The organism is Azohydromonas sediminis (assembly GCF_003574675.1).
In the GTDB taxonomy this organism is placed as follows: domain Bacteria; phylum Pseudomonadota; class Gammaproteobacteria; order Burkholderiales; family Burkholderiaceae_C; genus Calidifontimicrobium; species Calidifontimicrobium sediminis.
In genome coordinates this window covers 1-541 of sequence record NZ_QOAZ01000119.1, presented here as the reverse complement: position 1 = coordinate 541, position 541 = coordinate 1, and the positions used below count along the sequence as shown (strand labels likewise).

Below are 541 nucleotides of genomic sequence, written 5' to 3'. Positions count from 1 at the left end.
CCTGTGGTTAAGGTCAGCACTTTACCTAAAGACCAAATCCCTTCGGCATATAATCCGTATTCGAATTTTTGTTCGCCTTTAATATTGCCGAACGAATTCTGACTACCTGTCTGCTCTTTACGCAGATTCACACCATATTTAAACAGATGCTCTCCGCCAAATTCGCTGGTAAAGCCTAAATTAGCCCCCGTTGTTTTGGTTTTAGAACTACGTTGATAACCGGTTAATTTATTTTGCTGATAATCTTCTCGCTTATCCGTCCCTAAAATATGGAACACATTCGCTTTAACGTCTCGAGCAAAGCCGATGTCTTTCGCATCATACTCAAGGTTGTAGGTACGTTTGGTCGTGTTCGCATTTACCGGGCGGCTATTAAAAATCATCTCGAAACGATCTTGTCCCGCACCATAAAACGACTCTTGACGGAAACTTAAGCCGATACGCTGTTTATCGGTAATATCATAGCCGAATTTCGCCAAATAATTACCTTGACGACGAGCGGTATTATTCACTACTCGGCTATTTTTATTCACCGCATCCG

At 42.1% G+C, this 541-nt stretch carries 1 pseudogene; it reads right to left on the bottom strand.

Features of this window, described 5'->3' with window-relative positions:
- Nucleotides 1-541: pseudogene (locus DRV96_RS17905) on the bottom strand (hypothetical protein); the annotation flags it as partial.